The following is a 26208-nucleotide window of genomic DNA, read 5'->3' on the forward strand; positions in this document are numbered from 1 at the left end:
GGTCACGGTCCGTAAGAGTTGGTGCCCCAAAAGCGCTTGTTGGGCGTGCGGGGCGTCTTGCGGGACGTCACCTGCATCACGTTGAGGATCCTGTTGTCCCAGGTGCAGAGCGAGAACAGGACAAGGTAAGCGACCGGCGCGATGAGCAACGCCAGGAGGTCGTTCGTTGCAAGCCAGCCGATAATGGTGACGCCGACGATCAGCACCACCGCCATGTAGGGCACGCCCCAAAGCGTTGGGGACCGGGTTAACCCGATCACCAACGGCGTTAGAGCTGGTTTTTCGTCCTGAAACTCACTCATCGGTCACTGACCAACCGCCGAGATCATCTCGTCGACGATCGCGGGTGCGCCAAACACCAGACCGATGCCCATCACGACCGCGCCGGCCGTGAACCACGACAGGCGTCCGGCGAATGCCAGAAAGCCAAGCCCAATAACGGCGATGATCGCGAGCAGGCGACCGAACGGGCCGGTGATGAAATCAACGATCATCTGCACCGCCGTCTGCAGCGGCCCGAAGGCGCCGCCTGCACTCTGCGCCAGAGCAACATCAGCGCCCGCGACTTGGAATGCCGCCACGATGCCGAGCGTGGCTGCGAGCTTCACCGCCTGAGACTTCCTCGTTTGCATCTCAAATTGCATGTTTCTCTCCTTCAAAAGTGCATGACACCGCCGACAAACTTGCCGGTCTTCTTCACGGCGATGACACCGGCGTCGCCGCTGTCACTCGCATCCGAGACCGCCTGCGGAGCGGCGGCCGGCCTGGCCCTGCCTTTCGCCGACGGCATTGGCAGCCCGAGCTGGTAGTTCACCACCTTGGCGACGTATCCGACTGTTTCCTGGAACGGCGGGATGCCGCCGTGTTGGTAGATCCGCTGCTCGCCGCTGTTGTAGGCAGCGGCGACCAAGAGCGTGTTCTGAAACTCATCAAGCAGAAACCGCAGGTACTTCATCCCGCCCTCAATGTTCTGAGCGGGATCACAGATGTCCTTAACGCCGAACCGCGCAGCCGTAGCAGGCATGAGCTGCATCGGTCCGCGCGCGCCCTTTGGGGAATTGCGGCTTTGGTCAAAGCCGCTCTCCGCCCAGGCGATGGCCGTCGCGAAGACTTCATCGACGCGATATTTGCGCGCCGTCTGCACAACCAGAGACTTAACCTCTTCCGGGCTGAGCGGAGAAGGACCGCACTTATACACGTCTTTGGTGTTGTCATCGATCTGCCGAACTGAACCGATTTGCTGTACCGAGCCCATGGGAATTTGCGGTTCCCTAACCCTGTTAGGCACGGTTTCGGAAGAGGCGAAATTGCTCAAAGCTGCACCAATATGATGCAGACCCCCAAAATCACGGGGGCTTTTGTCAGCTTTGTTCTGAACCGCATCTTCCTGCTTGACTACGCCATCAGCGCCTAGCACGAACTCCTTCTCTGAGCCGCGCCAGCGCTCATCGAAGTTCGTTGCAAGCACCGCCTTGCTGTCGATAGGCCAAGTGCTTTTAGCTGTTATGATATTCGCAGATTTCTGCCCATCTTTGGCGTAAGAAATCGGACCCCAGCTCGTGCACAAAAGGGCGCTTCCCGTCAAAGCGGCCCAGCCCAAAACGCCTGCAAATCTAGCCCTTTTTTCCATCGCCGCGCGCCTAACTTGCGGTGTTGTGATCGAAACGAAAACCAACTAAGCTGATGAAGGTATCGCATCGATTTGGTTCAGCGATACAACTTTTCGAGTCAGACTTAAACCCCCTATTGCAGGGGAACGAGCTGAAGCAATATGGGTAAGGGCTAGATAATGAAACGGACCATCATCGCCGCACTCGCAAGTTGCGCTATAGCAACACCTGCTTTGTCCGTCTCGGACATCAACAAGGATTACATCAAATCGCTCGCAGCGCCGGGCAAGACGGTTCTCGTGCTCGAATATTACGACGGAAGCGGGAAGGTCGCCGATCGGAAGGGCTATGCAACAACAGCCGGATTTAAGGCCGTTTCACCGACCGACTTTCGCGTGGATGACAAGACAATACTGCACCTTTTTGGCCTGGAGCCATGCAAGGGCGAAATGGTCAATCGCAGTGAAGACTTCGCCGGGAGCTGCGCCGATTATGCGCAGCAACAGCTTCAGATCCTGTTACAAAACCCGAAGGTCGTGTTTTGCCGTGCCTTCGTGAGCGAGCAAGGTTCGCCCGTCCAGAACGCCACCTGCTACGGCTACTATAATTTCCCCGGTAGCCTCGACTCCGTCGATATGTTCGAGGAGCAGCTTTTGTCGCTCGGCGCGCTCCGCCTCGCAAAAAAGCCAGATGGGACTCCCGTTCGTCCGGATCTCTCCAAAGCTGAGGAGATTGGCCAGAAGGGGTCATTCGGAATGTGGGCCGATCCGAGGGTGAAGGGTCAATGAGAAAGGCTCTTTCCCTTCTGTTGGCTCTCTTGCCGACATCCGTATCCGCAGCGCCCGCAGGCTATTTCGATCTTCTTCCTGGCGTCACCCTGGAAACTGGCGACACGTGGGTTTCCAATGGTGAAAGATTCCGCCTCTATGGCGTCCAGTCCTGTTTGCGCGGCACTGCCTATACGGACAAGCACGGGCAGAAACGCGACTGCGGCGAGGCATCCCTTGCCGTGCTGGCGGCCTATATCAAAGACACCAAACCCGTTTGCGCCCCGGTGGTGAAGAAAGACGGTATCGCTTACGTCGTCTGCTACGCCACAGTTGGGAAGGAGCGGCTTGATCTGGCAAACGTCCTGATCACGGGCGGATACGCCTTCGCGGCCCTCAACGGTGAGGGCATGCCCTATCACGTCCCCTATTCCGTGGCTGAGAAACTTGCGCGCGATAAGCGTGCCGGCCTCTGGCAGTTCGAAGACGTCCAGCATCCGGCCATTCTCTTGAGCCGCGAGGTGAATGCGCGAACCAGGAAGGCAGAATGAAGCGATACCTACTTGCAGCCGCCGCGCTCGCTACGATCCCCCATGCAGCGACAGCCGCGGATCTCATCAAGACTCCGGCCGCGGCGGCTCGGCCACCGCAGAGATTGAGCGAAGCTCCGATTTACCAAAATCCGGTCTACAAAGGCCGAGTCGCCGTCATGGACGGCCGTACCCTGTGGTATCCGCAATATGCGCAGCGCGTTCGCCTCGTCGAGATCGACGCGTGCGAGCTCCCACAGTGGGCGATTGATCCCAAGTGGGTGGATCGCGAGCGGCAAAATGCGCCTTCACCGGTTCCGTGCGGCCCACTTTCAAAGGCTTGGCTCAAGAGGACCATAGGCAGCAAACCGGTCGAGTGTACCGTCTTGGGCTATGGCAATGACGGTATCCCCCAAGCGCGCTGCACGTCAGCCGGCCGCGATATTGCGGTCGAGATGCTTCGTGTCGGATGGGCGCGTGTCGCGTCGCCCTATTCATACAACAGTCAATACCTGGCCTATCAGCAGCACGCGATCGCGGCTCGCTATGGCATGTGGGCCACTTACGTCCTCGACATGAACGAGTGGCGTCGCAAGGCCGTCGACAAGACGCTAGACCGCCAGCCGATCGCTGATTTCAACCTGCTTGTCGAACGGGAAAGCGAAATATCGCCTCCCTTCATCGACGCGCGGAAAAAACCCAAGAGGACAGACCGATAGTTGCCCGACTTCGCACATATTGCGAGCTCATTCGCAACCGATCCGCTGGCGAGCTTAATGCTCGCCATTCCCTTATCGTTTGCGCTCATCGTCGTTTCGGAACGAATCTGGTGGGTGCACGGTCCGTTGGCCCTGGTGCTCCTGATCCTTTCGATCCTCTTTCTCGATCAACGTCATCTGGCGCTGGACAGCTTTCTCGTGGGCCTTTTCGCCTTTCCACCGCTTTGCAGGGACATTCCCAACCAGCCGATGTTTTTTCGGATCGGGATCCTCTGGTTCTCAGCCTTCGCGCTCGTCGCCGCCGTCCTCTACGCAGCGGGCGGTCGAGTGCACCACGCCACACCGCTCGACAAGCTATTCGTCGACCGGGAAGCTCCAGCCGCAACCATCACGAGGGCCAACTGACATGAAACGCCTACTTTATCCCGCAGCCGCTCTTGCTGCGCTTGCCTTCGCGCCCACGGGCGCAAAGGCACAAGATGCTTCCTGGGGCTGCCAGGTTCTCCTTTGTGCTGCTTCTCAATCTCCGTCCTGGCAGGGCGTTCCCTATTGCGTTCCACCTATGAAGAAGCTGATAGCCGCAATGTCGCGGCCCGGATTTGACTGGCCCATTTGCCACGAGGCGAAGGCCGGCGAGCCAGGTCGGCACGAGTTCGAGGACTGCCCTGCAGGGGCGCGCGCCACCTCCAGCAATGATGGGAACGACAACGGCTTGCGCCGCCGCAACGAGGAGGACCAATGCATCCGGGTCGTGGACAGATGCGAGAACCGCAGCGAGTACAACCGCCTCTATGGTGACGAGGACGCCAACCAGCGTAACGGCGTGACCGTAAGGTCCATCAGCGGCAACAGCGACCATTTCGGGAATCGCGACAATCGCTACAACGGCTGCAACGTGCAGGTAACTTCCCCCCGTCCGCGGCGCGCAAATCCCTGGTTCTTCGACATTCCCAACGACAAGGGCGTCAAAGAGCGCTTCTGGTTCAATCTACGCACCTAGCCTTGCCTAAGAGGAAGAATCTATGCACCAGAACACCATAATCGCGATCGCAGCCACCCTCGGTATAGCGGCTGGCGCCGGCGGCACCTACATTGCAACCTCCGAGCCGAAAGTTGAAGCTCTGGCCATCTCGAAAGCAGAACTGGTTGCGGCTATCTCCGCTGATCCATCTCTTTGCCCTATTCCGACCGTTGAAGCGCCGACAGAAGCCGAAGCATTGGCCGCCTACCGCAAAGCACATGCGGCGTCTCCTCTCGTTTGGGATCGGAATAATCTGCCGGAAATCTCTCTGGCACTCGGCCAATGTGACAAGGCCGGGGCCGGGCCAGGTGTCGCTTGCATGACCGCAGTTAAGATGGGACCCGAAGCGCGGCCTGTTGATCGAATCGTCGGCTTCGCAAAGTCAGCATCCGGCGAGTGGGTCGCCACAATCAACTAAGAAGGAAGCCGCCCAACAAGGGCGGCTTATTCTTCTGCCCTTCACACTCGACCCAACACATTGCCGGGCCAAGGCACAGGCCTATTCCACGGGCTCGGTCGTACTCAAGACGGCATCCATTTCTTCCGGCTTGAGCGAGCCTCGCGTCGCGAACAAATACGCGGCCAAATAGATCAACTTTTGCCATCCTTGCTGATCGTTGCACGGCCGGTGGTTCACGATCTTTAGCCTGGCGGCCTCTTCCTCTTTCGTCACCTTGAGCAGAGCATTTGCGTAGACCACGTTGGTTACATCGCCAGCCGCGCGGCGTTCATCCCATTCGCGCACCGCCTCAGAAGTCGCCGATAGCGCCGCTATATGCCGCTCCATCATCGCCTCCAACGACACCGCGGCTTCCATTCCAAAATCTTCTGTCATCGCACCCTCAAACCCAGGCTCCGCGCTAATTCCCGGACCTCCCAAATCGAAGGGAGGGCAGGAGCCTCGCTCCTGCTCCCGAGCTCGTGCGGAACAGCGGAAGAGAGGGGGACAAGCGCTAAACCGGAGGGGGATCACCCACCGCAGGGCCGTGTCGGCGCAGCCGTCCGGTGCTGCAGGCCATCGGGCCGAAGCATGGGGAGACCGGTTTAGTGCTTGTGGGGGAGAGAGGGCAGGGCTCTTTCTTCCCCTCTCAGTGAGTTGAAATGGAATTGCGGGCCGAGTTGGCGGCATCCATCGACGCCGGCGAGCGACAGATCGCGGCCGAGCTGGAGCGCGCCGTCGCGCAGCACCAGCAGCAAGAGGCCGCAATCGACGCGCTGATCAGCGTTGAGCCGCCTCACTAGGCGGCTCTCGATCTTTCCTGAGTGTCACTGAGACGGCGGCTGAGGCCAACTTCATATTCGCCGGGCCGATTTGTCCGCACACGATAGAAACCGCTTCAAGCTCAAACCCGCCAGTAAAATGTAAGGCGGCATGGCGAGCGAATAGTGACCGCAGTTCAGTTGCAAAACATTCGGCCTGACTCCGGCGTCCTTCAGCTTCTGAATGAGGCGTCTTGATAGGTCGGGCAACACCACCTTGTCCCTCGTAGCCAACACGACGTGAAGTTCGAGATCGGACCGTGCCAGATTATGCGCGTAATTCTCCAAGTTGAGCGGACCCCATGCCCTTCGGAGATCGGTGAGCTCAATTACAGGCTCAAGGCTATCACGTATCGATCGGGTCGCGCGCCCCGTCCAAACCATGTCTGCGAGACTACCCGCCGTCAAAAATAACGAGGCCTTCGATACGGCCGGATCATGCGCAGCGATCAATCCCGCAACCCAGGAGCCAAGGCTCATGCCGAGAACCGAGACCTCTCGATAGCCTTCGCTCTTCAGCCAGCGGATGAGCTTTCGCCCATCCCATACGGCCTGCCTCACGGACTGGATCGTTCGGCCGAGATTCGAACTAAGCATATAATCGGCGTACAGCGAGCCGGGACGGCTGCGCTCGAGGTGGTAAGGCATAGCAATCTCGACAACCGTGATCCCACGCTGCGAGAAAAACTTGGCAATCTGACGATTTCGGGCGCTGGCATTCCAGTGATGAAAAATCACCAAGGCCTGATCGAGCGAGCCGCTCTCGGTGATTTTTGCCCAAACGACGTTGTTCTCTTCGACGTCAGTAGAAATGTCCGATGGAAATCTGAGCCACCCATCGTGCCTTTCAAAGCCCTGACCGCTCCCGCTCGGCTCATCGTAAAAGCTTGAATCAGACAGGGCCCGGTCCGCAAGGACACAAAACTCGTCAATAGTTTCTATCCTCTTCTCGCCCGGAAAGGCCCGGCCGGCGTCGAGGACGAAATCCGTTACTTTCTTCGCTTCCTCACCGCGCCGCGCCCGCCGCTCGTCCCAACGATCAAGCCAACTATGATACACTCTGGTTGCTTCCTAACTCGCTTGCTCGCCATGGCCCAAACTCTGGATCAAAGAGGCCGTATGTCGCGAGCAGCACTCCAACGCCGAGGAGGATCGAAAAGCCCTCAAAGGCATCGATCAACAAGTAGCTGGCAAAGAGCAACGCTACGACTGCAGACATCCTCCATAGAGGCGCGCGAAACCGCTTTCCGACACCCAAGCGGATGGAACCGTACAGAAAAACGATACAGGTCGAAATGGCGACTAGGAGGCTGCTGTAATGCGTCGGCATTCTATAGCTGAAGCTATTGCCGCCGTCGTGGCGCTCATACAGGGCCGAAGACATATCGTGGGCTATCCAGGTCACGATATCTCCTCCGTTCGAGCTCAGGTAAGAGCTTTGGACCTTCATGCATATGGCGACCAGAACACCCAGGACAGTACACCGGAAAATTCCCCGCATTACCCTAAGGCCGATTTCACCGCCCTCGCGCCGATGTTGCACCGGTCCCATCGTTGATGCCTCTTCAATTCTCCAGAGATCATGGACGATCGTATGAAGCAGAATGAGGCCCGCGAAAAAAAGATAAAAGCAAAGGCACATGTAAAGATATGCGAGCGCCGTGAAAATAATCGAAACTGGCACTGATATGACGTCGGGTTGCACAATGGCTAACTTGCCCCAATCTATCGCATAGTTGCCACCGCCGTTGATCAACGGGATCAAGCACACGCCGATCCACTGAAAAAGACCCGCGAACAAGACGCAGATCAAGAAAACCGCCCAGTATGTGTACGAATAAGCTTGAACGTTGCGCGTCCAGGCATCGTCGCTTTCCAACCGGTCCCCCTGCGCTACCAGCCTGAAGCGCGCGTCATGTTTCCAGAAGACCAGCAGCTCTATGACGAAGGCGAAAAATAGCGGCAAGAGCACCATAAAGAGGAATGTCCAGTTCGGTGCCCATAGAAAACCGACCTGCTTAACGACACCATCCGCGCGGCTATAAGTGGCGCTGTGGATCCCGACGATATACGACAAAAACCCAAGGGCGGAGGCACCCGCGAATATCGACGCGGGTAAATTCAGGGGCGATCCATGGCTGAAAAGCGTTTCCGATCTTCTCGCCAAGCTGAAACCCTGTGTTCGCCGGGTGGCATCAATGCCTTGTGGCTGATCGCTCGCAGGCTGCGTCTGATCATCGATTGTCACAGGCGACGGCATATCTGGAACCCGCAGCGCCGTGCTGCTACCCGCCTTCTTCGAATCTCGTCTCTTGGCGGTTAGCCGTGATTGTGCCGCGCTGAGCTCCATCTGCCAATCGCTGGTCGCTTCCGGATCGTCGCACCCAAAGATCCGCGCCAGCCAACGAATGTTGGACGGGCTAATCCCCTTCTCGTTCTCTTGAAACCAGAGCTGCACCGTCCGCAAATCGACTCCGATCCGGTTGGAGTCGATCTGTGAAATCGCCTCTGCCAAAAGCTCCGGCGTCCATGGGCCTTGCGGAAACCCGTCACTGCCTAATGGCCGGCCTGCTCCCGCAGCGGCTAACTGCTTGAACAGTTCCTTGAGATCGCTCCCGTCCTTGGGCGGTGCGACAAAAATCTTTCCGTTCTTTTCCAACGGCTTATACGCCCAAATTTCGTTTCGTTTCGTATCCTATCGTGCCTTCAGCCTCAATCAATGGTCTTAACGCCCGCAATGCAACTTGATCGGTGAGGCATTCCACCATGCAATTGTGGTCGTCATCCAGTTCGCGTTCGTCCCGTGGTACCGGCTCCATTTCTCCACGCCCGAGCACGGCTTTGAGTGCGTCAGCAACGGAGCGTGAGGCGGGACAAAAAGAAGGGAGTGGGGCGGAAACTGCGGTTGGCCTTTGCGACTTGATGGATCGGCATATCGCGGCGCAACTGGCGACCGCGGACGCCGTTCGTGCGTGGGATGAACGCAGGGCGGCCAGCGAGGTTACGAACGTAGCCTATGCAAACCGATTGTTAGATGTTGCGCGGGATGAAGAAGCCGGCCGGCTGGCGATCGTCAATTACCGGCCGCGGGGCGATCGGGAATCGAGGCTGAAGCTGGCCTATATGGCGGCTTACCTGATCGCGACACGTGGCACCCTGAACGCCAATGAGATGAATGCCGTCTTGGAAGCCCCTCGCGATCGGCCAAGCACATCGGTTTCCTGACTCTCCTTTATGCCGATTGCACAATAGTGTGCTGAGACCACACTGCTGTCGATTATGGGGTCGTTTGCGGGAGGGGGCGAAATACACCGTAAGCGATCGGGCAGTTTACCCTAGCAACATGAGAACTTTACACGGTTTTTGGCGGGTTTCGCCACACAACAGCCGTTGGATAGTCTCCCCGCCGACGGCAAAGTGCGACCCATTCCGGTCGTTCGGGCCGAAGCAACAATGCAAGTCGGTCCATCGCGGACCTTTAGCTGATAGGAGCCTTAAGCTGCGGGACGTGCGGTTTAGCGTCACCTGTGCTGGGGCAGGAGGGCGAGTTGAGCGACCAACAGTAACTAAATTCGCGTAATAAAGTGCCCAAGGTAACTGAAACGATCGCGTTTCTTAGAATATAATGTAGTAGATTAAATTAGGGGACTGGGCACTAAGCGGCGGGTATGGCGAGCATTTCCGATGCTTTCAATCCGGGTCCGGGAATTTAGTTTTACGGCGCAAATCGTGAAGCCGGACGAGCCCTGAAAAACCGCGGTGGTGGTCGGCCGCGTGCTGCTCGTGTGATTGAATCGACGAGGACTTAGCGGGTAGCACGTGTAACCTGTATATCCCGGATCTGTGGGAGAGCGCATCAGAACCAGCCGTATTCGACCATGTCAAATGGGATGCTAGGTCATGCCCGACATCGGAGATTGGCTCGCCAGCATTAGGCTTGAGCGGCATCGCGAAACCTTCTTGAAGAATGGCATCGATCTCGACGTTGTCGGCGATCTCGCCGATGCCGAGCTAAAGGAGCTCGGTTTGTCCCTTGGTGACCGCAAGCGGTTTCTCAAGGCGGCGGCGACCCTGGCTCAGCAGTCTCCGGCTGCGACACCGCCCCCGCTATCCCCAATCCATAGCGAGGCGGAACGGAGACAGCTTACGGTGATGTTCTGCGATCTCGTTGGATCGACAGAACTCTCCACACGCCTCGACCCAGAAGACCTCCGGCAGTCGATCGTCGCGTACCGTACTTGCGCCACCGAGATTGTCGGACGGTACGACGGCTTCGTTGCCAAATACATGGGCGACGGCGTCCTCGTATACTTCGGCTATCCGCAGGCTCACGAGGAGGATGCCGAGCGAGCCGTGAGGGCTGGCCTCGCGGTCGTCGAGGCTGTCGATCGGCTGGATGCGGCAGGCGAACGCTTGGCTGCTCGGATCGGAATCGCCACTGGGCTGGTCGTGGTGGGCGATATCATTGGGGCCGGTGAGACCGAGGAACGCAGCGTAGTAGGTGAGACGCCGAACCTAGCGGCCCGCCTGCAGGCGCTCGCCGAGCCCGGCACAATCGTCATTGCCGAAGCGACGCGCGTTCTGCTGCGGGGCCAGTTCAAGCTCGAGAGCCTTGGGATGCGACCGATCAAGGGGTTTGCTGAGGCGGCTGAGGCCTTTCGGGTACTGAATGAGGTGCAGAGCGAGGACCGCTTCGAGGCCGGTCACGCGACGGTGCTGCCGTTGGTGGACCGCAATCGGGAACTCGCACTGCTGGTCGATCGCTGGAGTCTGGCAAAGGCCAACAAAGGCCAGGTTGTTCTGCTCGAGGGCGAGGCCGGAATCGGCAAGTCGCGCCTTGCGCTGGCACTTCGCGAGCGCCTCTTTCGGGAACCACATCTGTTACGCCGCTACTTCGCCTCACCCTATCACGTCAACAGCGCGCTTCGTCCGGTAATTACCGAGCTCGAACAGGAAGCGGGATTTGAACGCGATGATTCATCGACCGTCAAGCTCGCCAAGCTCCAGGCACTGCTCGCAAAACAGGTGGGTGAAATGAGTGAAGCGGTCCCATTGCTGGCAGAGCTTCTCGGAGTCCCAAGCACCGACCGCTGCCCAACACTGAATCTTGCGCCCCAGCAGCGCAAGAATTTGATCTTCGAAGTGTTGATCGCCCAGCTTGCCAGACTGGCTGCGAAGCAGCCGGTGCTCGTCGTACTTGAAGATGCGCACTGGCTGGACGCAAGCAGCCTAGAGCTGTTCAGCTTATTCGTGGACCGTATCCGACAGCTCTCAGTGCTGCTGGTCATTACCTACAGGCCCGAGTTCGTGCCGCCTTGGCGCAGTTACCCGCACGTGACAAAGGTGGTCCTGAATCGTCTCGACCGGATGCAAGCTCAATCGCTGGTCGGCCAGCTGACCGGTGGAAAGCCACTGCCTGACGGGGTGCTCGAATATGTCCTGGCCAACACTGATGGCGTACCGCTGTACCTTGAGGAATTGACCAAGACCATGCTCGTTTCCGGCCTCCTGGAGGGTGCCGGCGATCAGTTTGGACTGACTGCACATATACCGCCGCTGGCGATCCCGGTAACGCTGCACGACTCCCTTATGGCCCGTCTCGACCGCCTCGGCAGGGCTAAGACTGTGGCCCAGATCGGTGCCTGCATTGGGCGCGAGTTTTCCTATGAGTTGATTGCGGCGTTAGCAGTGCTCGATGAACGAGAACTGCAGCGGGGGCTCGATCAACTGGTTGGTACTGAGCTCGTTTTTCGGCGCGGAAGGCCACCGAAAGCAATCTACACCTTCAAGCATGCGCTCGTCCGAGATACGGCATATCAGTCCCTCCTCAAGAGCTGTCGCCGGGAGCTCCATCGCCGTATTGCCCGGGTCTTGGAAGAGCAGGCCCCACATGTGGTGATCGCGCAGCCGGAGCTCTTGGCGCATCATCTGACGGAGGCCGGACAGTGGCCGCAAGCCGTCGTGTTCTGGCACCGTGCCGGCAGGCACGCCAGTGAGCGGGCGGCGAATGCCGAGGCTGCCGGCCATTTGGCCAAGGGCCTCGATTTGCTCGCTCAGATGCCCGAGAACGCGGAGCGCCTCGAGCTTGAGCTGACATTGTTGACTACCCTAGGACAAGTGCTTACCGCCGCGAAGGGCTACGGCCACCCGGAGGTCGAGCACGCCTACAAGCGTGCCCTCAGCCTGGCTGAGGGGGTTCAAGAAACGCCCAGGTTGTTCCCGGTGCTTCTTGGCCTCACCATCCACCATGCAGTGCGATCTGAGCTTTCCGCGGCGCGGGGCCTTGGCGAACGGCTTCTGAAGTTGGCGCAGAAAATCTCCGATCCCGTGCTCGTGGTGGAAGCGTCCTACGCGTTGGGCATTACCTGCTCCTGGCTAGGCGAATTCGCCTCGGCATGGCAGCACTTCGAACACGGGATCAACCAGTACGATGTCGCCCAGCACCGGGCGCATCTGGCGCTTTATGGACAGGATGGCGGGCCGATCTGCCTGTGCCGCGGCGGCATGGCGCTGTGGTATCTCGGCCACGAAGGCCGGGCGTTGGAATTGATGGACGAGGCGCTCGCCATGACTGCGAAGCTCGGACATTCGTTCAGCCGCGCCTACGTATTGACATGGGCGGCAATTCTCCACGTACATCGACGGGACGTCGCGAGGGCGCAAGAGGCGGCGGAGTTGGCGTCAGCGTTCGCGGCCGAACACGAATTTCCATTCTGGCACACCCAAGGGGTTTTCCTGCAGGGGTGGGGGCTGGTCGAACGGGATCAGGTCACGGCAGGCATCGAGCGGTTGCGAGAAGGGCTGGCTGGCATGCGAGCGATCGGGTCAGGAATGACCGAGCCTTGGGCGATGGGCTTGCTCGCTGAAGCGTATGGCAAGGCCGACCGTTTTGTTGACGGCCACAGCTTGATTGACGAGGCGCTTACCATTGTCTCGCGCACTCACAACTGCTGGTGTGAGGCGGAGTTACATCGGCTGAAAGGCGAGCTCATATCATCGCAATCGGAGCGCGACCCAGCCGCAGTCGAGGCGTGCTTCCGCCGTGCCCTTCACGTCGCCCGCATGCAGGATGCCAAGATGTGGGAACTGCGCTCGGCGGTGAGTTTGGCCCGGTTTTGGCGAGCACAGGGTCTAAGAGCTCAGGCTTGCAAGCTGCTCGCGCCGCTCCTCGGCTATTTCCCGCACTGCCACGGGACGCTTGATCTTCAGCACGCCCAAGATGTCCTTGAGAGCTGCGGGCGGCAGTAAGTTGAGCACCTGAACACCGGCTCCGCGGCAACGACTTTGTCGCGACTCTCCCGACTCGTACGATGTTTCCGAATCCGACATTGCGATGCCGCAGAACAGGGAGTCACGCAACGACTGCAACCGGCGGACTGCAACCGGCGCGAACCAGACCTCAGCCGAGGGTGTCCGAACTTCGGCTTCCCACCCGCTACAGCTTTTGGAAACCGACCGCCGGATGGCAGAAATCTGGGTGACTACGTCATTCGCCACTCGCGCGATCGCGTTTGACGATATCAGCAATCGTATTCTTGCTAATCGCCAGATCGCTATCCAGCGATAGCTTCGGCCTTCCGCGATGAGCGCCAGTACCTTCGGTGCGAGCTTGTCCGACTTTGGCCGTTGGCCGGGTTGCCGTCCGAGCTTTGTTCCGCGCGCCTTGGCAACGGCAAGGCCGGATTTCACGCGCTCGCTGATGAGATCGCGCTCGAACTCGGCAATGCCGGAGAGAAACGTCGCCAGCATCCGGCCATGCGGCGAGGATAGATCGAAGGTCACCCCGTTCATGCAAATGACGGACACCTTCCAGGTTTCCAGTTCTCGCAGGGTATTAGGGGTCGGCTCCGGGAGGGGCCGAAATGACACCCTACGGGGCATCCCGTCTTTTTTGCAGCAGGAACGGCCAGCGCGGGGGGAGCGCGGCCCACATCCTAGTGGTCGAAATTGACTCGCGTTGACGGGCATAAGGGTGGTTCGCCCTTCTTCGTTGCAGAGATCGTTGATCTCCCAATACGGCAAAAGGATGCCCCGCGCTCAGGCATTTCGGACGTCTTGAAATTCGCGATTTCGGCGCCGATATTTTCTTCACTTCTTTTTCATCCGGTGTGAATGCGAAAGGAGGACATCATGCTCAACCCGGAACTAGTTTGGATGACGCCCGTCGCGGTCCGCATGAAGGACGGGACGCCCCAAGTCTTCGCTTCTGTCAACGACGCGCTCGATTTTCTCGAAGAGGATTGGCCGATCAATCGAGGCAAGAAATACAATCGAGCGGTCCAAACGTGTCGCCGCGCTCTGAACCGAATGACGCCAGTTGCCATCGCGCGCGAAGCCTTCATTGACGCTTGCCGAGATGCGGGCATGTCAGCGGGCGCGGACGCACCGCTCGGGACGAAGACCGGCGCTGGCGGTCAACACTCGCTCGCCTAGAATGGCTGGTTGTCGGGGCTTCGAGCCCCGACTTTCGAGCATTCGCCCCGCGACGCGGCAGAGCCGTTCGTCATACACCTAATGCGTTCTGAATCGCGCCGCCAGGTGCCATGTCCGGGATTTCGTTCTTTCAGACCAGAGTCTGTATTCGTCTTGGCTTGCCGCAGCGCGTGGGCCACCGGGCAGGCGTGGAATGGAGCGTTGGTCCCGTCAACCATGGCATTTTCGCACACAAAGGTGGTCCTCCTCTTGAAGATCAATTTGCCCAAAATTACATCGTTTTACACAGCGTGCGCAGCACGCAAGAACATTGTTGAACAAGCTTCATTCGTGGAGGTTGGTCATGGCAAATGGACTGATGGAAGGCAAGAAAGCACAGGACTGGCTCAATCTGGTCCTCGGGGTCGCCCTGTTCGTCTCACCGTGGGTTATTGGCTTCGCCCCTGAAACCCTGCCTGCGTGGAACGCGTGGGGCGTTGCAGTCATCCTCGCCGCCCTCGCTATCGCTGCACTCTCGGTGTTTGCGGAGTGGGAAGAGTGGGCGAACCTAGTGCTCGGGCTTTGGCTGATCGTCTCGCCTTGGCTGCTTCAGTTCGCGACGAACATAAACGCGATGTGGACCCACGTGGTCCTCGGCCTGCTCGTCGCAGCCGTGTCGGCTTGGGCGCTCTGGGACTATCGGCAGAACCCGCATGCCCATGTATGATCGGAAGAAGAGTATCGCCCGCCGCTGCAGCGGCGGGCGATTTCGATAGGCGATGCGAATCGCCAAGGAAATTTGAACGGTAGAGCGCTTTGTCCGTACTCGACTGCGAGCGCCACCTGCCACAGGGGAAACTGGCCTACGGACGGCGGTTCCTGTCGTCTACCACGGTGTAGTTCAGTTTCTGACTTTCCGCGTAGGTAATGGCGGCCTCGCGGGACGGGAAACGTAGTTCGACCTGAGACAGCGTGTCACTCCCGCCCGTGTAGCCCATCAGATAGTCGATGACCGGCGGGACTTTCCGCTCGAAAACCAGCAGCCAAGGTCGCCTTGAGACGCGCGCCGACGTCATCACGGAGCGCGACGGCCGAAAAATGCGTGCTACTGGATCGGTGACTGGTCGTGGGCGGTTGATGTCAGCCGCCACAGGCTGGCTAGCGCTGACCTGCCGCACGAACCTCTCGTCAGTGCGACCGGATCGTCTGTCTCGTGCCAGGAGTTCCGTCATCACGTCATGGGGCTTCACAACCTTAAAAGCCAGCCGGGCGCGCACCCGGCTGGCTTGCGGCGGTCGGTATTATTTGGTGTTGTCGATGGTGATCCGCTTGACGTTGGCTCGCGCCTTTTCGGTCTTCGGCAGCGTCACTGCGAGCAGGCCGTTTTTGAACGTTGCGGCGACCTTATCCTCATCGACCTGGCGACCGAGAGCCAGCCGCCGTTCGAAGCGCCCGTAGTAACGCTCGCTGAACCGGCGATCCTTGTCCTCGGTCTCCGACTTGTTTTCGCCGCGAAGCGTAAGCACACCCTCTTCCAGCAGCACCTCGATATCCTCAGGATTGATACCGGGAATCTCCGCTATCACGCGTATCTCGTTATCATTCTCCTCAATCTCCACGTGTGGCCAGGAGCCATTGAAGGGCGAAGTGCCACCGAACAACGATGGTGAGCCGAAGCCGCGGAAGACTTCGTCGAACAGACGGTTGACATTGCGGTGCAGCGACAGGAACGGGTCCATGTCGTCACCGCGGTAGATGCTCGGAACCTGGCTGCTGCCACGGCTCCACGGGATCAGGTCACGTACACTCATGGCGTCATCCTTTCTTCGGTTTTCTTTTTCCTCCTTTTTGGTGCAACTGCTCCTCGGCTGTTGGGCAACAACCGAGGATCGAGCAGTGCGCGTCACACTAGGCTGCCTTGTCGCCTTCGATCTGCTTCGAAGCGGGCTTCGTCATCTCGGCTTGGATGGCGATCCGACGCGGCTTCATCTCCTCAGGGATTTCCCTCTTGAGATTGATGACGAGTAGCCCGTTTTCGAGCTTGGCGCCCTCGACGAGGACATGATCGGCGAGTTCAAATCTGCGCGCAAACGGCCTCACAGCGAGACCCTGATGCAGATACTGTACCTCCTCATCCTCCGACTTCGCGCCGTTGACCACGAGCATGTTCGCCTCGTGGGTGATCGTCAGTTCGTCCTCGGCAAAACCTGCCACCGCAATGACGATGCGGTACGCGTCTTCGCCGAGTTTGACGATGTTGTAAGGCGGCCAGTTGTCAGCGTTGAGGCTGGCGTTTTCGAGCAGGTCGAACATGCGGTCGAAGCCGATGCTTGACCTGTAGAAGGGGGTAAAGTCGAGGTTTGTTCTCATAGCTACATCCTCCGTAGAGCAACATAGATACGAGGGAACGCCAAGAAGCTCGGCGCTCCCTGACCATGCCGACCCCATTTGGGCGTCGACAAGCATGATTTGGGAACGTCATTGTCTTGCGTCAAGAGGGGTGTCAAGGCTAGTCGAGCGGGATCGACGTGAAATGGCCCTGTGAATTCATGCGATTAGCACTCGATAGGTACGAGTGCTAAAAAATTCTCACGACCCTCTTGAAACTCGCAAAATCAGAAACCAGATCGATTGGCGCGATGCCAAAACATCGTGCGTCCCGCGCCGGATCCGAGCCGGATGCGGCGCGGAGGAGCCTCTAAAAATCTGTTTGTCCACGAGGAGAGCGACATGACGTTCCGTCCCTTGCATGACCGCATCCTGGTTCGCCGCATTGAAGCCGAGGAAAAGACGGCCGGCGGCATCATCATCCCCGACACGGCAAAGGAAAAGCCGCAGGAAGGTGAGGTCATCGCCGTTGGCCCGGGCGCACGCGATGACAGCGGCAAGCTGGTCGAACTCGACGTCAAAGTGGGCGACCGCATCCTGTTCGGCAAATGGTCCGGCACGGAGATCAAGCTCAATGGTGAGGATCTCCTGATCATGAAGGAATCCGACGTGATGGGCGTGATCGAGGTCGACGCCGCAGCGAGAAACGCAGCCTAGCGCCGATCCGTACCCATGCCAGACACCGAATGCTGCCTCAGGAAGGAGTAGAAAAATGGCTGCCAAGGAAGTGAGATTCCACACCGAAGCCCGCGAGAAGATGCTGCGCGGCGTCGATATTCTCGCCAATGCCGTCAAGGTCACGTTGGGCCCCAAGGGTCGCAACGTGGTGCTCGACAAATCGTTCGGCGCTCCGCGCATCACCAAGGATGGCGTCACCGTCGCCAAGGAGATCGAGCTCGAGGACAAGTTCGAGAACATGGGCGCCCAGATGGTGCGCGAAGTGGCGTCGAAAACCAGTGACATCGCCGGCGACGGCACCACCACCGCGACAGTCCTCGCGCAAGCGATCGTCAAGGAGGGAGCGAAAGCCGTCACCTCCGGCATGAACCCGATGGACCTCAAGCGTGGCATCGACAAGGCAGTCGAAGCCGTCGTCGAGGAACTGCGCGGGAACGCCCGTCAAGTCACCAGGAATGACGAGATCGCCCAGGTCGGCACGATCTCGGCCAATGGCGACGCGGAGATTGGCCGATTCCTTGCGGAGGCGATGGAAAAGGTCGGCAACGAAGGGGTGATCACGGTCGAGGAAGCCAAGACAGCGGTCACGGAGCTCGAGGTCGTTGAAGGCATGCAGTTCGACCGCGGTTATCTCTCGCCCTATTTCATCACCAATCCCGACAAGATGCGCGTCGAGTTGGAGGAGCCCTATGTGCTCATCCATGAGAAGAAGCTGTCGAACCTGCAGGCGCTGCTTCCGGTGCTCGAGGCGGTCGTTCAATCCGGCAAGCCGTTGCTGATCATCGCCGAAGACGTTGAGGGCGAGGCGCTGGCGACCCTCGTCGTCAATAAGCTGCGCGGCGGTCTGAAGATCGCTGCTGTCAAGGCGCCGGGCTTCGGCGATCGCCGCAAGGCCATGCTCGAAGACATCGCCATCCTGACCGGCGGAACGGCAATCTCCGAGGATCTCGGCATCAAGCTCGAAAACGTCACGCTCAACATGCTTGGCCGTGCCAAGAAGGTCGTCGTCGAGAAGGAAAGCACGACGATCGTCGACGGCGCAGGCTCGAAGACGGAGATTCAGGGCCGCGTTGCCCAGATCAAGGCGCAGATCGAGGAAACTACCTCGGACTACGATCGCGAGAAACTGCAGGAACGGCTGGCCAAACTCGCCGGCGGCGTTGCGGTGATCCGCGTCGGCGGCTCGACCGAGGTCGAGGTGAAGGAACGCAAGGACCGCGTCGACGATGCGATGCATGCGACGCGAGCGGCCGTCGAGGAGGGCGTGCTGCCCGGTGGTGGTGTCGCTTTGCTGCGAGCCGTCAAGGCCCTGGACGGCGTTGAGACCGAGAATCCCGACCAGAGACACGGTATCGAGATCGTCCGCCGTGCCATCGAAGCGCCGGTGCGCCAGATCGCCGAGAATGCGGGTGCCGAAGGCTCGATTATCGTCGGCAAGCTGCGTGAGAAGACCGAATTTGGCTATGGCTGGAACGCCCAGACCAACAAATTCGGTGACCTTTACGAGCAAGGCGTGATCGACCCGGTCAAGGTCGTTCGCACCGCGCTGCAGGACGCTGCCTCGGTCGCCGGCCTGCTGATTACCACCGAGGCAATGGTCGCCGAGAAGCCGAAGAAGGAGGCGCCGGTTCCAGCGATGCCGCCTGGAGGCATGGACTTCTGACTGAAGCGACAAGTCCGCGCCCCGACGGGGCGCGGACGGTGGATCTATGAACCAAGCAGGCGTTGCGCCGGGATGGGTGCGACGTTTTGGATGTCGGGAGTTGGTGCAGGTTAGAAGCCGCGAAGATCGCGGCTTGGATGAGGATGGATCGGATGGCCTGCCCGCTCCGAAGGAGGATCTGAAGTATTCGGGGCCAGAAATGACCACGCGTTCGTCGAATTTGGCTGGCGTATTCGCCGCACTCGTTCTCATCCTGGTTCCTGCGCCGCTACCGGCGGCGCAGCCGCAGTCCGCCATTTCGGCGAGCACTCAGCGATCGCTCGCTGATGTCCTGGAGGAGGTCACGCCGGCGGTCGTCAACATAGCAGTGCAGTCTCGTGCTCCCGCCGAAACCAACCCTCTCTACAACGATCCCTTCTTCCGCCGCTATTTCAACCTGCCTGAGCAGCAGCAGCGGCTGAGCGCCGGCTCTGGCGTCATCGTTGACGCCGACAAGGGCTACATCCTCACCAACCACCACGTCGTCGCCGACGCCGGCGAGATTGCGGTAACGCTGAAGGACCGCCGCCGCTTCACCGCTGAGCTCGTGGGCACCGACAAGGCAACTGATATCGCGTTGCTGAAGATCGACACGGAAAAAGCTGACGGCGCTGCCGTTTGGCGATTCCGGCGCCCTCCGTGTCGGCGACTCCGTTGTCGCGATCGGCAATCCGTTCGGGCTTGGACAGACCGTCACCTCCGGCATCGTCAGCGCCCTTGGTCGTGGCGGCATCAATGTCGAGGGCTATGAGGATTTCATCCAGACGGATGCCTCGATCAATCCCGGCAACTCGGGAGGCGCCCTGGTAACTGCCGATGGCCGGCTGGTCGGCGTCAACACCGCGATTATCGCGCCCACCGGCGGCAATGTCGGCATCGGCTTTGCGGTTCCGATCGCGATGGCGTCGGCCGTGATGGAGCAACTGATCGAGCATGGCGAAGTGCGGCGCGGCCGGATCGGCATCGCGGTTCAGGACCTGACGCCCGATCTGGCCGAAGCGCTGAGCATTGAGGAAAGCCATGGCGCCGTAGTCGGCAGCGTCGAGCAGAATTCGCCGGCGGAACAGGCGGGCCTTCAGGCTGGCGATGTCATCCTCGCCGTTAACAAGCGCAAAATCACGGGCGCGGCAGATCTCCGCAATCGGGTCGGCCTGGCTCAGGTCGGATCGCAGGTCGAAATGGAATATCTGCGCGATCGGGTTCGCAAAACGGTGACAATGCGCATCGAGCCGGACGAGTCAATTGCCAAGGCCGGCGCCACATCCGCCCGCCTCGAGGGCGCTGAGTTCCAGGATGCGGCCGGCAACGTAGTTGTTTCCAACATTGAAGACGGAAGCGCAGCGGCCCGATCGGGTTTGCGCGCGGGCGACGTGATCGTTGCCGTCAATCACCAGCCTGTCGCGACCGTGGCGGAACTCGCGGCGGCCTTAAAGAATGCGCGCGGCACGATAGCGCTCGATCTGTTTCGCGCCGGGTCGAAACTCTTCCTGGTAATCCGGTAGGGTGCAACTTCGAAGACGCGTGAATGGAGGAAAACGATGGAACGCGGTCGCTTTCGACATCCAGTCACAATCCTTGTGGGTCTCGGATTTCCAGCTGAGATCCAAGGTGTGAAAGAGGCCTATGCCTGGCTGAATGAGTGGCCGCCATCGAAGCGCGACCCAACGCACGCCATTGCGCTTAATGCCTGCAGAGCTGCACTTGCGGGCGAGATTGATGTCGAGACCGCTCGCGGAACGCTTGTCGCCTTCGCTCGACGGGCCAATCTCCTCGCCCCTGACGCCGAGGCGATCGCCGCCGCTAGCAGAGTCGTGCGCCTGACGCCGCTTCGCCCGCCGGAGCCGGCACCTCAATGTGATCCGTAGGACCGAGCAGGTGATGAGCGATATTCGATTTCCCGTTCCGGTGAGATTGCGGCTGACCTCCGCCGAGGAGCGAGTTGTCGCCAATTCCTGGGAGGCGCTGGAGTGCCTTCGCGACCAGTGGCCCGAAGGAGCGAGGGGGCGAACCTATCGCGCAGCTTGTCGGGTCTGCCGCGACGCGCTGGACGGCTGGAGACAACCGCACGAAGCAAGGCGCGCATTCGTGAAGGCGGCACGCCGCGCCGGGCTGCTAGAGCACATGGCGTGGATTCCCCGCCAGACAACATGAGAACGAAGCCGGATTGCCCGCCGCGCAGCGCGTTATTTTCGCCCAACCAAGGGGAGATAGCATTATGTACTCCAGCAGAGACGTCCATTCCCTTCCACTCTCACCCGATGACCTCAATGTGCTCCAGCGAATACTGGGTCGAGAATTGGAAACTAGACACATCTCAAGCGACAGCGACGAAGCGGACATGCTTGCACGAACTCTCATAGAGCTCCTTCAGGCCGGCGTGAGAGGTGAAGATGTTCTGCGCGAAATGGTGAAGGCGGCCTAAGGCAAGATCGCGCTCCTGCCGTTCTAGGAAGCGGTGCTTCCCGGTAACCGGTCATTAAGGAGTTGAGAAATTGCGGTCGTCAGTTGTGCCATGGCAAAGGGCTTCTCGATCATGATGCTGTTCGGGACACCTTTTGATGCCCAATCGTGGGCACTGTCTCCACTGACGTAGACAACGGGTATCTCGGAGTCGCACTCCCTGGCGTGACGTGCGACATCCCAACCATCCGGCGGCTCGCGGAACTGAATATCAGTGATAAGGCCCTGAATGGATGAATCTTCGGCATTCAGGAGCGCTATTGCCTCCCTGCCACTCGAAACAGCGAGAACACCGAATCCGCCTCAATGAGCGCCTGTTTGAAGTCAAGCAGTAACAGCGTCTCATCCTCCGCCAGAAGTATAACGCTGGTTTCCATTGTAAAGGCCCGGGCATGTCCGACACGGACGAACGCCGGTGGAGGCAAAAGGTTCCTTTTAGGTAAAGATGCTCGCGATACGGCGCCTCGGGTGTGAAGAGACGACGTACCGGCCGGTCTTTCAGGGAGGCGGAAACGGCTTCCGTGTTTGAGGTCAACGGCTGCCATGGCCCCTGAACATTAAAGGGGCACAGATAAGCGACCACTACAACTGGTGGTCTATGTCCGCGGCGCCAACTGGCGCCATCCACGTGGTTCGGCGAGTTCAATCAGGAAGCTCGGCGACCACCCCGTCGTGCACGTGGCAAACGACGATGTCGTAGCCTATGCCAGATGGGCAGGCAAGGAGCTGCCGACCGAAGCGGAACGGGAGTTTGCCGCTCGGGGCGGCCTTGACGGCGCCGAATACGTCTGGGGCGACGAGTTCACTTCAGGAGGCAATCACATGGCCAATACTTGGCAAGGAGACTTCCCGTACCGGAACACCTTGGCCGACGGCTTCGAATATACCGCGCCGGTCGGCTCGTTCCCGGCCCACGGCTATGGACTATACGACATGGCAGGCAATGTCTGGCAATGGACGACCGACTGGTACCAGGATCACTGCCGGATCGAGAGCCCCTGCTGCACTGCAGCCAACCCGCGCGGTGGCGAGCGCGAGGGGAGCTATGACCAGCTCCAGCCGAACGTGAGGATTCCGCGCAAGGTCACCAAGGGCGGCTCGCATCTTTGCGCGCCCAACTACTGCCGACGTTACCGGCCCGCGGCACGGATGGCGCAGCCCATCGATACCTCCATCTCGCATCTTGGATTTCGCTGCATCGTGCGGCCGGAGAGCGGAGAGTGATAATGGTTAACGTGCAAACCGCATTCAGATTTCAGAGAGGTGCCGGCTGCTGGTCGGCATCGGTACTGATTACGTGCGGCAACGTCCGCCTCGGGTCACGATTTACTGCAGAGCCGTCGCGTGGAAGGGCTGATCCGGGTCGGCCGCGGTTGCCGGAAGGAGCCTCTCGTGGGATTTTGCCCATTCCACAAACGACCGCGTGAGCGCCGGACGATCGAAGCGGAAAAGTGGCGCTGTTTTTGCCCTCGCTCCTGTCGTAGAGGGTGGTGCACCGCTCGCCAGCCGTTTACGACTTGCCTATGGGCACGCATCTCCAAGAGAACACGCCGTCTTTCGCCTCCTGACTTTGCTACCGTATACCTGTGCCCCTCTAATGTTCAGGGGCGTGCCATGCGGATATATCGCCCCCTTCCACAAACGACCCCATTATGTCGGCGGCGGCGTCCCATATCGAACATTGCCGAACACGCCAGCCCTCATCAGCGTTATGTTATAACAAATCGCATAACATACCTTATGGAACTATCCGGTCATTTGCGACGTGTTGCTGCGCCCGTTCCATCCTCGACGACGCCGCTATACCAGGCCCTGATAATGCTCAGCAATGTGTCACGTAACGTGTTGCCCGCCAACGCGGCATCCAGCGCCTCGACATCGGGGTATCCATCCCTTTTGACCATCTCGGCGAGTTTGCCGAAATTCTCGACAAAGGCGGCATCCTTGGCCGAAAGCGCCGCATAGAGCTGGCTGCCAATGGCTTCGTCAAGATTGACGTGCCCGGGCGCGAGCCGGCAAAAAGACATAAAACCAGAGAGGGTATCACTCGTGGAAGCAACCGCCAGGGCCGATCCAGGAAAGGCCGGCAATAGGCTCAGCCCGATAACGGATATGCCTGAGTTCAGCAGCAATTGCCGCCGTGACATCAACGTCTTTCCCACATTTCGTGTTCCTCATCTTTTTGCGGCTCCGAAGTGGAGTCGCTATGCACCGATTGATTCACCTCCCACTTCGCGCTTTTAAGTTGCCAACAAAGTCGATGACTGATCCGCGGTTCGTTGGGCCAATGGATTCTTCCAACGGAGAGAGGTCGCCTGCGTCGGTACACCCGCCAGGTAATCACTTCTGGTCCGCGAGCGGACGTAGCGTTCCGGAAAGCCGGTAGAAATCCGATTGCGGGGTGGTGAAGAAGGTCAGCGAAGAGCCCCTCTCGAAATTGTCGACATGCACGACGGTCGAGCCGTCGGCTTCCTGCCAGGAAATGACGTAGGTGCCACCGTCGAGTTCCTTCCATTCAAAGGCGACTTCCGCAGTGGCGCCCTTGAGCGGGCCGTCGGTGATCTCATAGGTGAGGCTGTTCTTTTCGCCGGAATAGGCGTTGGTGGCGACGAGATCGCCATAGTCGACTTCAAAGGTTCGGCCTGCAAAGGGAAAGGCGAACATTGGGGATATTTCCATTGACGATCAGGGGTTGAGAAAATGAAGGGAGAGGCGGACGCCCCTCCCCTCCGGATATCAGGCAGCCTTGTCCCATACCGGCGCTAGGCCGTCCGGCGACACGATACGGCCGCCGGGAACAGCCAGTGCATGGATGGCGGCCATTTCATCGGCCGAGAGTGCGAAGTCGAAAATCGCGAAGTTTTCGGCGGCGCGGGCCTCGCCGACCGTCTTGGACAGCGCGATGACGCCCTCCTGCTGAACAAGCCAGCGCAGCACCACTTGCGCGACCGACTTGCCGTGCTTGGCGCCAATGTCCTTGAGGACGGAGTCGTTAAAGACCTTGCCGTCGGCCATGCCGTAGTAGCCAGTGATCGACATGCCAGCCTTCTTCGCAGCTGCAATCACAACATCCTGATTCAGATAGGGATGGTACTCGATCTGGTTGGTCACGATCGGGGCCTGCGAGAGCTTGACCGACCCGGCCATCAAGTCGGTGTTGAAGTTGGAAACGCCGATATGGCGGACCTTGCCGGCTTGCTTCACCTCGTTCAGCGCGCCGATCTGCTCGGCAAGCGAAACCGCTTCGTTCGGCCAGTGCAGTAGCAGCAGGTCGACATAATCGGTCTTCAGCTTCTTCAGGCTCTCATCGACGGATTTGATGAAGGCGTCGTGCCCGTAGTTCTCGACCCAGACCTTGGTGGTCAGGAAGATATCGCCACGAGCCACGCCGGAGTTGACGATGGCTTCGCCGACTTCCGCTTCATTGCCATAGATCTGCGCGGTATCGACATGGCGGAAACCGACCTTCAGGGCATGGGGAACGATCCTGAGCACGTCGGCGCCAGGTACGCGGAAGGTGCCGAAGCCGAGGGCCGGAATGGTGGCGCCATTGGCGGTTACATTATGCATTGGTTGCTCCTTGGTTATTCCGCAGCGGTCTTCGCTGGGGAGGATTGGCGGTTGAGGGCAGGCAGGACATCGCGCGACAATTCGTCGATTACCTCGTTGAGCGGCCGCCGCGAAGGCCGCAGCAGAAGTGCAAGATGGTCGACGCCGGCGTCCTCCAGCGCATGCAGGTGGTCGATGAAGGCGTTGCGCCCAATACGGGCACCGAAGCGGCGCGGCGTTGGCTGATCGTCTGGATCGTCGGCCAGATCGAGGTGGAAGGCGCTGACGAAAGCGCCGCGCGGCAGGCCGAGGGCTTTGCGGGCAGTGGTCCAATCGCGCGCCTGGGCGGCGAGCCGCTCCACCCCGTTAGGATAGACGAACCGCCCCTGCATGTTGGCGGCGATCCAGTCCGGCGACTGGCGGCCCTGCCCGGCGATGATCATTGGGATCTGGGGTTGCTGCGGCTTCGGCAGCAGGTCGAGGCTTGGTTCGATCCGGCCGTCGCCGAGCGGCAGACCACCGGTCTTCCAGGCATCGTGCAGATAGGAGACGGCGCCGCGGAAGGCTTCGCCGCGGCCCTCGAAGTCACGACCGAGCAGCGGATACTCCACCGGCCGGTCGCCGGATGCGACGCCGAGGATCAGGCGCCCGCCCGACAGCTTGTCGACGGAAGCGGCCGCCTTGGCGACCATCATCGGATGACGCAGCGGCAGAACGACGGCTGCCGTGCCCAGGGCTATATTCTCGGTAATTCCGGCGAGGAACCCGAGATTCACGAACGGATCGTAGACGGAGCCGGCATCGCCGAAATTGTTCGGATCGAACACCGGCACGTCGCGCATCCAGACGGCGGCAAAACCGGAACGGTCGACCTGGCGCACGAGATCGGGATAGTGGTGAGTGAGATCGGGAACACCGAAGGGACGGCCTTCCTTTACGCGCAGCCCTTCCCGCTCCGGGGACCAGTCGTTGTCGAGCGGAAGCTCGACGCCGAGCGTCAGGCCGCCTTCCGGCTTGCGGATGCGGTCGAGCGCAAAGAACTGGCCTGCGTTGAACGTAGACATAAGAATTCTCCGGGATGAGGCTTGATTGGGCAGGCCCGACGCTGATCG

The 26208-nt window shown here is 59.7% G+C and carries 28 protein-coding genes and 3 pseudogenes; 17 read left to right on the forward strand and 14 right to left on the reverse strand.

The window, feature by feature from the left end:
- Window positions 1-2: 2 nt before the first annotated feature.
- Genes RB548_RS21065 through RB548_RS21075 form a run of 3 tightly spaced genes read right to left on the reverse strand, consistent with a single transcriptional unit; the run spans window position 3 to window position 1567 of the window.
- Window positions 3-302, reverse strand: a complete 300-nt coding sequence (locus RB548_RS21065) for a type IV secretion system protein VirB3 (RefSeq protein ID WP_331375066.1) — start codon at window positions 300-302, stop codon at window positions 3-5.
- A 3-nt stretch (window positions 303-305) separates the two neighbouring features.
- Window positions 306-644, reverse strand: a complete 339-nt coding sequence (locus tag RB548_RS21070) for a TrbC/VirB2 family protein (protein ID WP_015241462.1) — start codon at window positions 642-644, stop codon at window positions 306-308.
- A gap of 11 nt (window positions 645-655) precedes the next feature.
- Window positions 656-1567: a lytic transglycosylase domain-containing protein gene (locus tag RB548_RS21075; protein WP_331375208.1), complete on the reverse strand. Its 912-nt coding sequence runs from the start codon at window positions 1565-1567 to the stop codon at window positions 656-658.
- Window positions 1568-1789: 222 nt separating this feature from the next.
- Between RB548_RS21075 and RB548_RS21080 the strand changes: the two genes are divergently transcribed.
- Genes RB548_RS21080 through RB548_RS21105 form a run of 6 tightly spaced genes read left to right on the forward strand, consistent with a single transcriptional unit; the run spans window position 1790 to window position 5065 of the window.
- A complete protein-coding gene (locus RB548_RS21080) occupies window positions 1790-2398 on the forward strand; it encodes a hypothetical protein (RefSeq protein ID WP_331375067.1) in 609 nt (202 codons plus the stop codon).
- A complete protein-coding gene (locus RB548_RS21085; protein WP_331375068.1) occupies window positions 2395-2928 on the forward strand; it encodes a thermonuclease family protein in 534 nt (177 codons plus the stop codon). The genes RB548_RS21080 and RB548_RS21085 overlap by 4 nt, the downstream gene beginning before the upstream one ends.
- Entirely contained in the window at window positions 2925-3626 is a 702-nt protein-coding gene (locus RB548_RS21090) for a thermonuclease family protein (protein WP_331375069.1), read from the forward strand. The genes RB548_RS21085 and RB548_RS21090 overlap by 4 nt, the downstream gene beginning before the upstream one ends.
- Complete coding sequence (locus RB548_RS21095; RefSeq protein WP_331375070.1) at window positions 3627-4031, forward strand: hypothetical protein; 405 nt, start codon at window positions 3627-3629, stop codon at window positions 4029-4031.
- A 1-nt stretch (window position 4032) separates the two neighbouring features.
- The gene (locus RB548_RS21100; RefSeq protein ID WP_331375071.1) at window positions 4033-4626 is read left to right on the forward strand and encodes a hypothetical protein; all 594 of its coding nucleotides are present in this window, start codon (window positions 4033-4035) and stop codon (window positions 4624-4626) included.
- 22 nt (window positions 4627-4648) lie between these two features.
- Window positions 4649-5065: a hypothetical protein gene (locus RB548_RS21105; RefSeq protein WP_331375072.1), complete on the forward strand. Its 417-nt coding sequence runs from the start codon at window positions 4649-4651 to the stop codon at window positions 5063-5065.
- Window positions 5066-5146: 81 nt separating this feature from the next.
- Here RB548_RS21105 and RB548_RS21110 read toward each other — a convergent pair whose 3' ends face one another.
- Complete coding sequence (locus RB548_RS21110; RefSeq protein ID WP_331375073.1) at window positions 5147-5482, reverse strand: hypothetical protein; 336 nt, start codon at window positions 5480-5482, stop codon at window positions 5147-5149.
- Between the two features lie 266 nt (window positions 5483-5748).
- On the opposite strand from RB548_RS21110, the gene RB548_RS21115 reads away from it, so the two are divergent.
- Entirely contained in the window at window positions 5749-5889 is a 141-nt protein-coding gene (locus RB548_RS21115; RefSeq protein WP_331375074.1) for a hypothetical protein, read from the forward strand.
- Between the two features lie 51 nt (window positions 5890-5940).
- Here the strand turns inward: RB548_RS21115 and RB548_RS21120 are convergent, their stop codons facing one another.
- Window positions 5941-6966 carry an RcgR family putative quorum lactone hydrolase gene (locus RB548_RS21120; protein ID WP_331375075.1) on the reverse strand — a complete coding sequence of 342 codons (1026 nt, stop codon included), beginning with the start codon at window positions 6964-6966 and terminating at the stop codon, window positions 5941-5943.
- Complete coding sequence (locus RB548_RS21125) at window positions 6956-8566, reverse strand: RcgA family putative transporter (RefSeq protein WP_331375076.1); 1611 nt, start codon at window positions 8564-8566, stop codon at window positions 6956-6958. Before RB548_RS21125 ends, RB548_RS21120 begins: the two co-directional genes overlap by 11 nt.
- Before the next feature lie 263 nt (window positions 8567-8829).
- Here RB548_RS21125 and RB548_RS21130 point away from each other — a divergent pair, with 263 nt between their 5' ends.
- On the forward strand, window positions 8830-9132 hold the full coding sequence (locus tag RB548_RS21130) for a hypothetical protein (protein WP_331375077.1): 303 nt from the start codon (window positions 8830-8832) through the stop codon (window positions 9130-9132).
- 675 nt (window positions 9133-9807) lie between these two features.
- Entirely contained in the window at window positions 9808-13155 is a 3348-nt protein-coding gene (locus RB548_RS21135) for an adenylate/guanylate cyclase domain-containing protein (protein WP_331375078.1), read from the forward strand.
- Window positions 13156-13393: 238 nt separating this feature from the next.
- On the opposite strand, the pseudogene RB548_RS21140 reads toward RB548_RS21135, so the two are convergent.
- Window positions 13394-13743, reverse strand: a pseudogene (locus tag RB548_RS21140) (recombinase family protein); the annotation flags it as partial.
- Between the two features lie 294 nt (window positions 13744-14037).
- Between RB548_RS21140 and RB548_RS21145 the strand changes: the two are divergent.
- Window positions 14038-14340 (forward strand): DUF982 domain-containing protein, encoded by a 303-nt coding sequence (locus RB548_RS21145; protein WP_331375079.1) that lies wholly within the window; start codon window positions 14038-14040, stop codon window positions 14338-14340.
- Window positions 14341-14683: 343 nt separating this feature from the next.
- On the forward strand, window positions 14684-15046 hold the full coding sequence (locus tag RB548_RS21150; RefSeq protein WP_331375080.1) for an SPW repeat protein: 363 nt from the start codon (window positions 14684-14686) through the stop codon (window positions 15044-15046).
- Window positions 15047-15182: 136 nt separating this feature from the next.
- Here RB548_RS21150 and RB548_RS21155 read toward each other — a convergent pair whose 3' ends face one another.
- From RB548_RS21155 to RB548_RS21165, 3 genes are all read right to left on the reverse strand, one after another.
- On the reverse strand, window positions 15183-15497 hold the full coding sequence (locus RB548_RS21155; RefSeq protein ID WP_331375081.1) for an NADH dehydrogenase ubiquinone Fe-S protein 4: 315 nt from the start codon (window positions 15495-15497) through the stop codon (window positions 15183-15185).
- Window positions 15498-15620: 123 nt separating this feature from the next.
- Complete coding sequence (locus RB548_RS21160) at window positions 15621-16130, reverse strand: Hsp20/alpha crystallin family protein (protein ID WP_331375082.1); 510 nt, start codon at window positions 16128-16130, stop codon at window positions 15621-15623.
- Window positions 16131-16227: 97 nt separating this feature from the next.
- Complete coding sequence (locus RB548_RS21165; protein WP_331375083.1) at window positions 16228-16689, reverse strand: Hsp20 family protein; 462 nt, start codon at window positions 16687-16689, stop codon at window positions 16228-16230.
- Window positions 16690-17049: 360 nt separating this feature from the next.
- On the opposite strand from RB548_RS21165, the gene groES reads away from it, so the two are divergent.
- The 6 genes and pseudogenes from groES to RB548_RS21195 form a co-directional block, all read left to right on the forward strand.
- Entirely contained in the window at window positions 17050-17364 is a 315-nt protein-coding gene (gene groES / locus RB548_RS21170; protein ID WP_331375084.1) for a co-chaperone GroES, read from the forward strand.
- A 55-nt stretch (window positions 17365-17419) separates the two neighbouring features.
- Complete coding sequence (gene groL, locus RB548_RS21175; RefSeq protein ID WP_331375085.1) at window positions 17420-19048, forward strand: chaperonin GroEL; 1629 nt, start codon at window positions 17420-17422, stop codon at window positions 19046-19048.
- Between the two features lie 199 nt (window positions 19049-19247).
- Window positions 19248-20589, forward strand: a pseudogene (locus RB548_RS21180) (DegQ family serine endoprotease).
- Window positions 20590-20625: 36 nt separating this feature from the next.
- Window positions 20626-20952 (forward strand): DUF982 domain-containing protein, encoded by a 327-nt coding sequence (locus RB548_RS21185; protein WP_331375086.1) that lies wholly within the window; start codon window positions 20626-20628, stop codon window positions 20950-20952.
- Between the two features lie 13 nt (window positions 20953-20965).
- Entirely contained in the window at window positions 20966-21238 is a 273-nt protein-coding gene (locus RB548_RS21190) for a DUF982 domain-containing protein (protein ID WP_331375087.1), read from the forward strand.
- An 880-nt stretch (window positions 21239-22118) separates the two neighbouring features.
- A pseudogene (locus tag RB548_RS21195) lies at window positions 22119-22771 on the forward strand (formylglycine-generating enzyme family protein); the annotation flags it as partial.
- Between the two features lie 530 nt (window positions 22772-23301).
- Here RB548_RS21195 and RB548_RS21200 read toward each other — a convergent pair.
- From RB548_RS21200 to RB548_RS21215, 4 genes are all read right to left on the reverse strand, one after another.
- Window positions 23302-23709, reverse strand: coding sequence for a sugar dehydrogenase complex small subunit (locus tag RB548_RS21200; protein ID WP_331375088.1), 408 nt, complete (start codon window positions 23707-23709; stop codon window positions 23302-23304).
- 178 nt (window positions 23710-23887) lie between these two features.
- Window positions 23888-24211: a MoaF-related domain-containing protein gene (locus tag RB548_RS21205; protein WP_331375089.1), complete on the reverse strand. Its 324-nt coding sequence runs from the start codon at window positions 24209-24211 to the stop codon at window positions 23888-23890.
- Between the two features lie 72 nt (window positions 24212-24283).
- A complete protein-coding gene (locus tag RB548_RS21210; protein WP_331375090.1) occupies window positions 24284-25117 on the reverse strand; it encodes an aldo/keto reductase in 834 nt (277 codons plus the stop codon).
- 14 nt (window positions 25118-25131) lie between these two features.
- Window positions 25132-26160, reverse strand: coding sequence for an LLM class oxidoreductase (locus RB548_RS21215; RefSeq protein ID WP_331375091.1), 1029 nt, complete (start codon window positions 26158-26160; stop codon window positions 25132-25134).
- Between the last annotated feature and the right edge of the window lie 48 nt (window positions 26161-26208).

It is taken from the genome of Sinorhizobium chiapasense, from assembly GCF_036488675.1.
GTDB lineage: Bacteria > Pseudomonadota > Alphaproteobacteria > Rhizobiales > Rhizobiaceae > Sinorhizobium > Sinorhizobium chiapasense.